The organism is Streptococcus sp. DD10 (genome assembly GCF_001578805.1).
Lineage (GTDB): Bacteria > Bacillota > Bacilli > Lactobacillales > Streptococcaceae > Streptococcus.
Genome location: NZ_KQ969163.1, coordinates 75,476 through 81,797 on the forward strand (window position 1 = coordinate 75,476; position 6,322 = coordinate 81,797).

Sequence of the window (6,322 nt, forward strand, 5' to 3'; positions counted from 1 at the left end):
AGTATTCGGCACGGTTAGCAGCGTCCACAGAGACGTATTTGACCTTAACCCCTAAATCTTCTGCTAGCTTGTTTCCGAGTTCAATATCATATCCTTGGTAGGAGCCATCATTGTCTACATAACCAAAAGGTTTTTTGTCTCCAAAGACTGCAATACGGAGTTCACCGCTTTTCTTGATTTCGTCAATGGTGCGGGCTTTTGCGGTCGCATTTCCTGCCGTTGAATTTGAAGCCCCACCTGAACTACAAGCTGTCACAAAGATAAGAGCGAAGGCGAGTGCAAATGCTGTTAAAATCGGTTTCAAATATTTCATAATTCATTCTCCTTTAGATGTGCTATAGATAGGAGCCAAATTGGCTAAAGTCAAAGACATTTAAAAATTCTTGGGCACGTTGAGTCTTTGGATTGGCGAAGAAGTCCTGAGCCCTACCTTCTTCCGCAATAGTTCCCTGGTCTAAAAAGATGATACGATCTGCAATAGCGCGGGCAAACTGCATCTCGTGAGTGACAAGGATCATGGTTCGTCCTTCCTGAGCTAGATCATTGATCAAATCCAGCACTTCTCGCACCATTTCGGGATCCAACGAAGCCGTTACCTCGTCAAAGAGGATGATTTCTGGATGCATGAGGAGGGAACGGACGATGGCCACCCGTTGCTTTTGACCTCCTGATAATTCCCGAGCGTAGCTGTGTTTTTTTTCTAACAAGCCCACTCGCTGGAGTAATTGCTCCGCTTCTTGGATGACCTCGTTTTTGTCACGTCCCTGTGCCTTGGTTGGACCTAGGATGAGATTTTGAAGGACATCCAGATGCGGAAAGAGTTCATAACTCTGGAAGACCATGCCAATCTTTTGACGAACCAGGTGGAAGTCTTTTTGATTCCCTGTAATGGACTGACCATCCAGTAGAATATCTCCCCCTTGAATGCTCTCTAAGCCATTGATACAGCGTAGTAGAGTGCTTTTACCACAACCGGAGGGGCCTAAAATCACGACCACTTCCCCTTTTTTGATGTCTAACGATAATCCTTGGAGGATTGCTGTTTCTCCAAAGGATTTTTTCAATTCCTTGATTTCTAAGATGGTTTCAGCCATTTAATTCCTCCAATATTTTTCTAAGAGACCTGACAGTTTGGAAATAGGAAAACAAACTGCGAAATACAAGATCAGTATGGTTCCATAAATCCAAAAAGAAGCAGTAGGGATGGTGAGTCGGTTACTATCGATGATTTGCTGGCCAACCTTGGTGACTTCCACAACCCCGATCAAGACAACCAAGGAAGTGGTCTTGATCATCCGCGTTACCAGGTTAATAGCTTGCGGTAAGAGCCTTCTTAGAACCTGAGGGATGATGATATGAAAGTATAGTTGGAATTCAGACAATCCTAGAGCCCGCCCGCTTTCAAACTGATGTTTGGGTAGTGATGTAATGGCTCCCCGCACCAAGTCTCCCATTTCTGCTGTTCCCCATAGAGTAAAGACAATGACGGCAGAGGATTCACCTGAAATATTGATGTTAAAGTTTCGTGCCAAGCCAAAGTAGACAATGAAGAGTAAGACCAACTGGGGCATGATGCGAATAAATTCGAGGTAGAATCGCGTGAGTAGGCGAATGACTCTGGAATGGGAGGTCATGATGATTCCCATAATGGTTCCAAAAATCATGGACAAAAGGACTGAAAGGATCGAAATCCAAATGGTAACGCCTAATCCCTGTAAAATGCGAAGAAAATTATTTCCCTGAAGCAGTACCTGCATTCCCGAATCCTGCATGACGTAACCTCCTTTCTATCCAACCAAAGAAGAGCGAAATTGGTAGCAAGAGCAAGAGATAGGCGACCACTAGCATAGTGAGCGCAATATCTGTCTCGTAGTAGAGCCCAATTAAATCTTTTGCGACATACATAAGGTCAGCCAAGGCAACTGCTGAAAAGACCGAAGTTTCTTTGATAAGAAAAATCACGTTGGCACTAAAGGATGGTAGGGCAACTGCAGCTGCTTGAGGGAGGATAACGTAGCGAAAGACCTGCTTGGAAGTAAGGCCAATCGATAAGCCAATCTCATGCTGGGTTTGACTAACCGCTTCGAGTCCGCTTCGGAACGATTCAGCCATATAAGAACCACCTAAAAAGATCAGTCCCAGGGTCGCACAAACTTCTGAAGAAAGAACAATCCCGATTCGGGGCAAACCGAAGTAGAGAAAGAAAAGCTGGATCAAAAGGGGCGTATTACGTGAGAGTTCAATATACAGCGTCGCAACTTGCCTAAGAACAGGAAGATGGTAATGTCTCACCAAACTGACCAGAAATCCCAAAAGAAAAGACCCTAGAATCCCCCAAATGGCAATATGCAAGGTCAGAAAAAATGCTTCTTGGTAGAGTGGCAGGTATTGCTCTACAATAGACCAATCCAATGGAAGACCTCCTTTTTCATAATATGTAGCTATTCTAGCACTAATGGAGCTGTTTGTGTAATATGTATTTTTTATCACAAACATAAAGAAATTTTATAGCTAAAACTATTTAAAAAAATGATGGAAAATAAAAATTGAGATTGGTACAAAGGTACCCAACCTCAATTGTTTTGTGTAGTTTTTTTGTTTTCTGATAAAAAATACCTTGCTACCAGTTGGGTAAGCCTGCCACCCAGCCCGTACAAAGGGCAGAGGTGATGTTAAACCCTCCTGTGTGTGCATTGATATCCAGTACCTCACCAGCAAAGTAAAGTCCAGAAACGAGTTTACTTTCGAGAGTCTTTGGATTGATTTCTTTAAGATGGACACCACCTTTGGTGACGAAGGATTTAGCCAGGGACATCTTTCCAGTTACGGGGATTGGAAATTCTTTAATTTGCTGAATGAGTGCTTCGACGTCCTTAGGTTTGAGCTGTTTGACCTTTTCTGCAAAAGGCTGCGCTAAAAAATCAGCTAACCGTTCTGGTAAGAGAAGTTTCAATGCATTTTTGAGAGATTTTTCTCTGTTTTCATGGAGAAAAGTGGTTAGGTCTGCTGGACTTACTAGAGGAAGAAAATCGAGTGATAAGATCTCACCACCCTTGACAAAACTAGACATCCTCAAAGCCGCAGGGCCAGATAGCCCAAAGTGGGTAAAGAGGAGGTCGTGGGTGATGAGGTGCTTATCATAACGAAGAGTTATATCCTCTAAGGAGATTCCTTGCAAAGCCTTGTGTGGGAAGTCCGTTAAAAGTGGGCTTTCCGCAGCTTCTAAGTCGGTGATGGTATGTTTAAAATGACGGGCAATCTCGTGTCCAAATCCAGTTGATCCAGTAGAAGGGTAGGACTTACCTCCAGTAGTAACGATGAGTTTATCGCATGTCCAACTCTCATTTGCAGATCGTAGAAGAAAGAGATCGTTTTCTTTTTTTACGGAAACGATTTCTGTTTGAGTTTGTATGTGGCCACCCAGTTCGATGATTTTCTTTTCGAGTGCTTCGATGATGGTGCGTGACTTGTCAGTGGCAGGAAAGACTCGGCCATGATCTTCTACCTTGAGCTTGACGCCATTTTCTGTGAAAAAGTTGATAATATCGTGGTTATCAAATTGGGAAAAGATGCTGTATAGAAAACGGCCATTGCCTGGGATGCCAGCCATGAGGTCATCCAGCGTACCGTTGTTGGTGACGTTACAGCGTCCACCGCCAGTTCCAGCTAATTTTTTACCGAGTTTTCTATTTTTTTCGATGAGGAGAGTTTTCTGTCCATAAAAGCTACTTGAAATGCTTGCCATCATGCCAGCAGGACCTGCTCCTATAACGATTGTATCAAAATGCTTCATAGAGTTATTGTATCATATTTGGGGACGATTGAGATGAGACTTGTTTAGAAGAATTCCCACAAAGAAAATTTTAGCTATTCAGACAGCTCGCAGAAGCAATTTGACATTATGAAAAAGCCTAAAAGTCTAAGTAGCATTTGACAGTTGAGCTGTCTTATGGTAAGATTTATGGTATAGAATACCGATGAAAAATCTAAGTTAGAGGAATGTATGGCAATCGAAAAAACAGTCAGCGATCTTGCTGAAATCTTGGGGGTCAGCCGACAGGCAATTAATAACCGTGTTAAAACCCTGGCTCCCGAAGACGTTTCAAAAAATGAAAAAGGGGTAACTGTTGTCACTCGTAGTGGCTTGATTAAGCTAGAAGAGATTTATAAAAAGACCATCTTTGAGGATGAGCCGATTTCGGATGATGTCAAACAAAGAGAGATGCTAGAGATTCTAGTAGACGAGAAAAATGACGAGATTTCCCGCCTTTATGAGCAGTTGCGTGCAAAAGACGCCCAGCTAGCTAGCAAGGATGAGCAGATGCGGGTAAAAGATGTGCAGATCGCAGAAAAAGATAAACAACTCGACCAACAACAGCAACTCACCCTACAGGCGATGAACGACCGTGAAACTCTGAAACTTGAACTCAAAGAAGCCAATGAGCGAGTGCAAGAACAGGTCAATAAAGGTTTTTTGGCTCGTTTATTTGGACGGTAAGTTTATAAAGAACTCTTGAGTTACCAAGTTCAATAGGTATAAAAAGAGGCTGACTTCTTGTGTCTTAGCCTCTTTTTTGCTAGAAAAGTCAGTATGTTTTAGTCTAGAAGAAGGAAGTATTATGGAACGTTTAGAAAGCTATGTCGCCTTTGATTTGGAGTTTAACCAATTTGAAGGAGCCTATCAGATTATCCAAGTGTCGGCGGTCAAGTTCGAAGGAGGAAAAGAAGTTGCTAGCTACGACTCTTACGCTTATACCGACAAACCTCTTAAAAGTTTTATTAATGGCTTGACGGGGATAACCGCAGATAAAATTCTCCAAGCACCAAAGCTAGAACAAGTTTTAGCAGATTTTCAAGCATTTGTAGGGTCAAGTCCTTTGATTGGTTATAATGCTCATAAAAGTGATTTGCCCATTCTTCTTGAAAATGGGGTGGATCTAGTAGAGCAATATGGAGTAGATGTCTTTGATGAGGCATACGAACGCCGTCCATCTGATCTCCATGGGATAAAAAATCTACAACTTCATACGGTGGCAGACTTTCTAGGTTTGGCTGGTAAATCCCATGATAGCTTAGAAGATGCTCGGATGACAGCCCGTGTTTACGAGCAGTTTTTAGAGTTTGATGAAGCTAGAAATTTGGTGACTGAGCAAAGTAGCCTTTCAAACAATCCCTTCGGTGGACTTGATTTGTCCAGTTTCTTTGAGGATTAAGCATGGAAATTTTATCTTCAATTCAAGTGCTAGCAGACTTTTTAGGTCCGAGAGATCTAGACCAGTTGAGCCAATCCGCAGTTAAAGCCGTCCTCAAGAAAGATCAAGCTGACCTCTTTGTTCTCTTTGGAGGCTCGATCCTAGCAGGTGGTGATGTACTGGCTCAGGCTATTGAAAACCGGATTGCCAAACACTATATCATTGTAGGAGGAGCAGGGCATACGACAGCTAGTCTCAGAGAGGTGATGGCGACGGTCTTTCCGGAACTCCCGATAGAAAACCTTCCTGAAGCCCAACTTTTTCAGACCTATCTAGATGCCAAGTACGGATTGGCTGCAGACTATCTGGAATGCGAATCTACCAACTGTGGCAACAATATCACCTTTCTCCTGGATCTCCTTGAAGAAGAAGAAATCAAGGCTCAGTCCATCATTCTTTGTCAAGATGCCACGATGCAAAGGCGTATGGCCGCAACCCTAGCGAGGTATGCTCCTGGGATGACGATTCTCAACTATGCTAGCTATGAAGTTGAAATGAAAAAGAAGAAGGATTGTCTTGAGTTTGTTCAACCTGCCCTTGGTATGTGGGAGCTAGAACGCTATATCAGCCTCCTTTTAGGGGAAATCCCTCGACTGAGAGATGACGAGAAGGGCTATGGGCCGCTTGGTCAGAACTACCTTGCCCATGTGGACTTGCCTAGTGAGGTTGAGCAAGCCTTTCAACGACTATCAACTTGCTATCCAGATCTTATCCGCAAGGCTGATCCTCGCTTTGCTACACCTGACTAAGAAGGTTGTCTCTGGGAAAGGAGAGAGTTTCAAAAGGAACCAACTTTTCTAGATTAAAGTAAGTAAAATCAACTAAAAAAGCGAATGATTCTCTGTCTCTCTCCGTTAATCGACAGAAGCAACATTCGTTTTTTATTTAGGACATGCTTACCATCTGTCTATTTCAGTAGTTTCTAAAAGACGGAAGCTTTGCTAATTGAAAAAAGAGGGAGTGGGACAGAACTCAAAATTGAAAATTTTTAGTTCATAGTCCCACCCCCGTAAGGATGATCAGGAGCTCTTACGAGCTTGAAAAGCGAATAAAGAGCCCAATCATCGGCA

Annotated in this window: 8 protein-coding genes; 3 read left to right on the forward strand and 5 right to left on the reverse strand. The window is 42.9% G+C overall.

The features are described 5' to 3' along the window. The 5 genes from STRDD10_RS08220 to STRDD10_RS08240 form a co-directional block, all read right to left on the reverse strand. Positions 1-313 (reverse strand): transporter substrate-binding domain-containing protein (locus tag STRDD10_RS08220; protein ID WP_156468637.1); only part of this gene is annotated, 313 nt, incomplete at its 3' end. Positions 314-335: 22 nt separating this feature from the next. After that, positions 336-1,094, reverse strand: a complete 759-nt coding sequence (locus STRDD10_RS08225; protein WP_067194916.1) for an amino acid ABC transporter ATP-binding protein — start codon at positions 1,092-1,094, stop codon at positions 336-338. Beyond that, the gene (locus tag STRDD10_RS08230; RefSeq protein ID WP_067194919.1) at positions 1,095-1,772 is read right to left on the reverse strand and encodes an amino acid ABC transporter permease; all 678 of its coding nucleotides are present in this window, start codon (positions 1,770-1,772) and stop codon (positions 1,095-1,097) included. Then, on the reverse strand, positions 1,732-2,412 hold the full coding sequence (locus STRDD10_RS08235; RefSeq protein WP_067194922.1) for an amino acid ABC transporter permease: 681 nt from the start codon (positions 2,410-2,412) through the stop codon (positions 1,732-1,734). The genes STRDD10_RS08230 and STRDD10_RS08235 overlap by 41 nt, the downstream gene beginning before the upstream one ends. 208 nt (positions 2,413-2,620) lie before the next feature. Further along, positions 2,621-3,793, reverse strand: coding sequence for an aminoacetone oxidase (locus STRDD10_RS08240; RefSeq protein WP_067194925.1), 1,173 nt, complete (start codon positions 3,791-3,793; stop codon positions 2,621-2,623). Between the two features lie 210 nt (positions 3,794-4,003). On the opposite strand from STRDD10_RS08240, the gene STRDD10_RS08245 reads away from it, so the two are divergent. From STRDD10_RS08245 to STRDD10_RS08255, 3 genes are all read left to right on the forward strand, one after another. Beyond that, a complete protein-coding gene (locus STRDD10_RS08245; protein WP_067194928.1) occupies positions 4,004-4,498 on the forward strand; it encodes a DUF536 domain-containing protein in 495 nt (164 codons plus the stop codon). Between the two features lie 121 nt (positions 4,499-4,619). Next, on the forward strand, positions 4,620-5,213 hold the full coding sequence (locus tag STRDD10_RS08250; protein WP_067194931.1) for a 3'-5' exonuclease: 594 nt from the start codon (positions 4,620-4,622) through the stop codon (positions 5,211-5,213). A 2-nt stretch (positions 5,214-5,215) separates the two neighbouring features. Further along, the gene (locus tag STRDD10_RS08255; RefSeq protein WP_067194933.1) at positions 5,216-6,001 is read left to right on the forward strand and encodes an ElyC/SanA/YdcF family protein; all 786 of its coding nucleotides are present in this window, start codon (positions 5,216-5,218) and stop codon (positions 5,999-6,001) included. Positions 6,002-6,322 lie beyond the last annotated feature (321 nt).

Bases quoted from the DNA above. Each gene is read 5' to 3' on its own strand.
- STRDD10_RS08225 (WP_067194916.1), bottom strand. From the start codon at position 1,094: ATGGCTGAAACCATCTTAGAAATCAAGGAATTGAAAAAATCCTTTGGA.
- STRDD10_RS08230 (WP_067194919.1), bottom strand. From the start codon at position 1,772: ATGCAGGATTCGGGAATGCAGGTACTGCTTCAGGGAAATAATTTTCTT.
- STRDD10_RS08240 (WP_067194925.1), bottom strand. From the start codon at position 3,793: ATGAAGCATTTTGATACAATCGTTATAGGAGCAGGTCCTGCTGGCATG.
- STRDD10_RS08245 (WP_067194928.1), top strand. From the start codon at position 4,004: ATGGCAATCGAAAAAACAGTCAGCGATCTTGCTGAAATCTTGGGGGTC.
- STRDD10_RS08250 (WP_067194931.1), top strand. From the start codon at position 4,620: ATGGAACGTTTAGAAAGCTATGTCGCCTTTGATTTGGAGTTTAACCAA.
- STRDD10_RS08255 (WP_067194933.1), top strand. From the start codon at position 5,216: ATGGAAATTTTATCTTCAATTCAAGTGCTAGCAGACTTTTTAGGTCCG.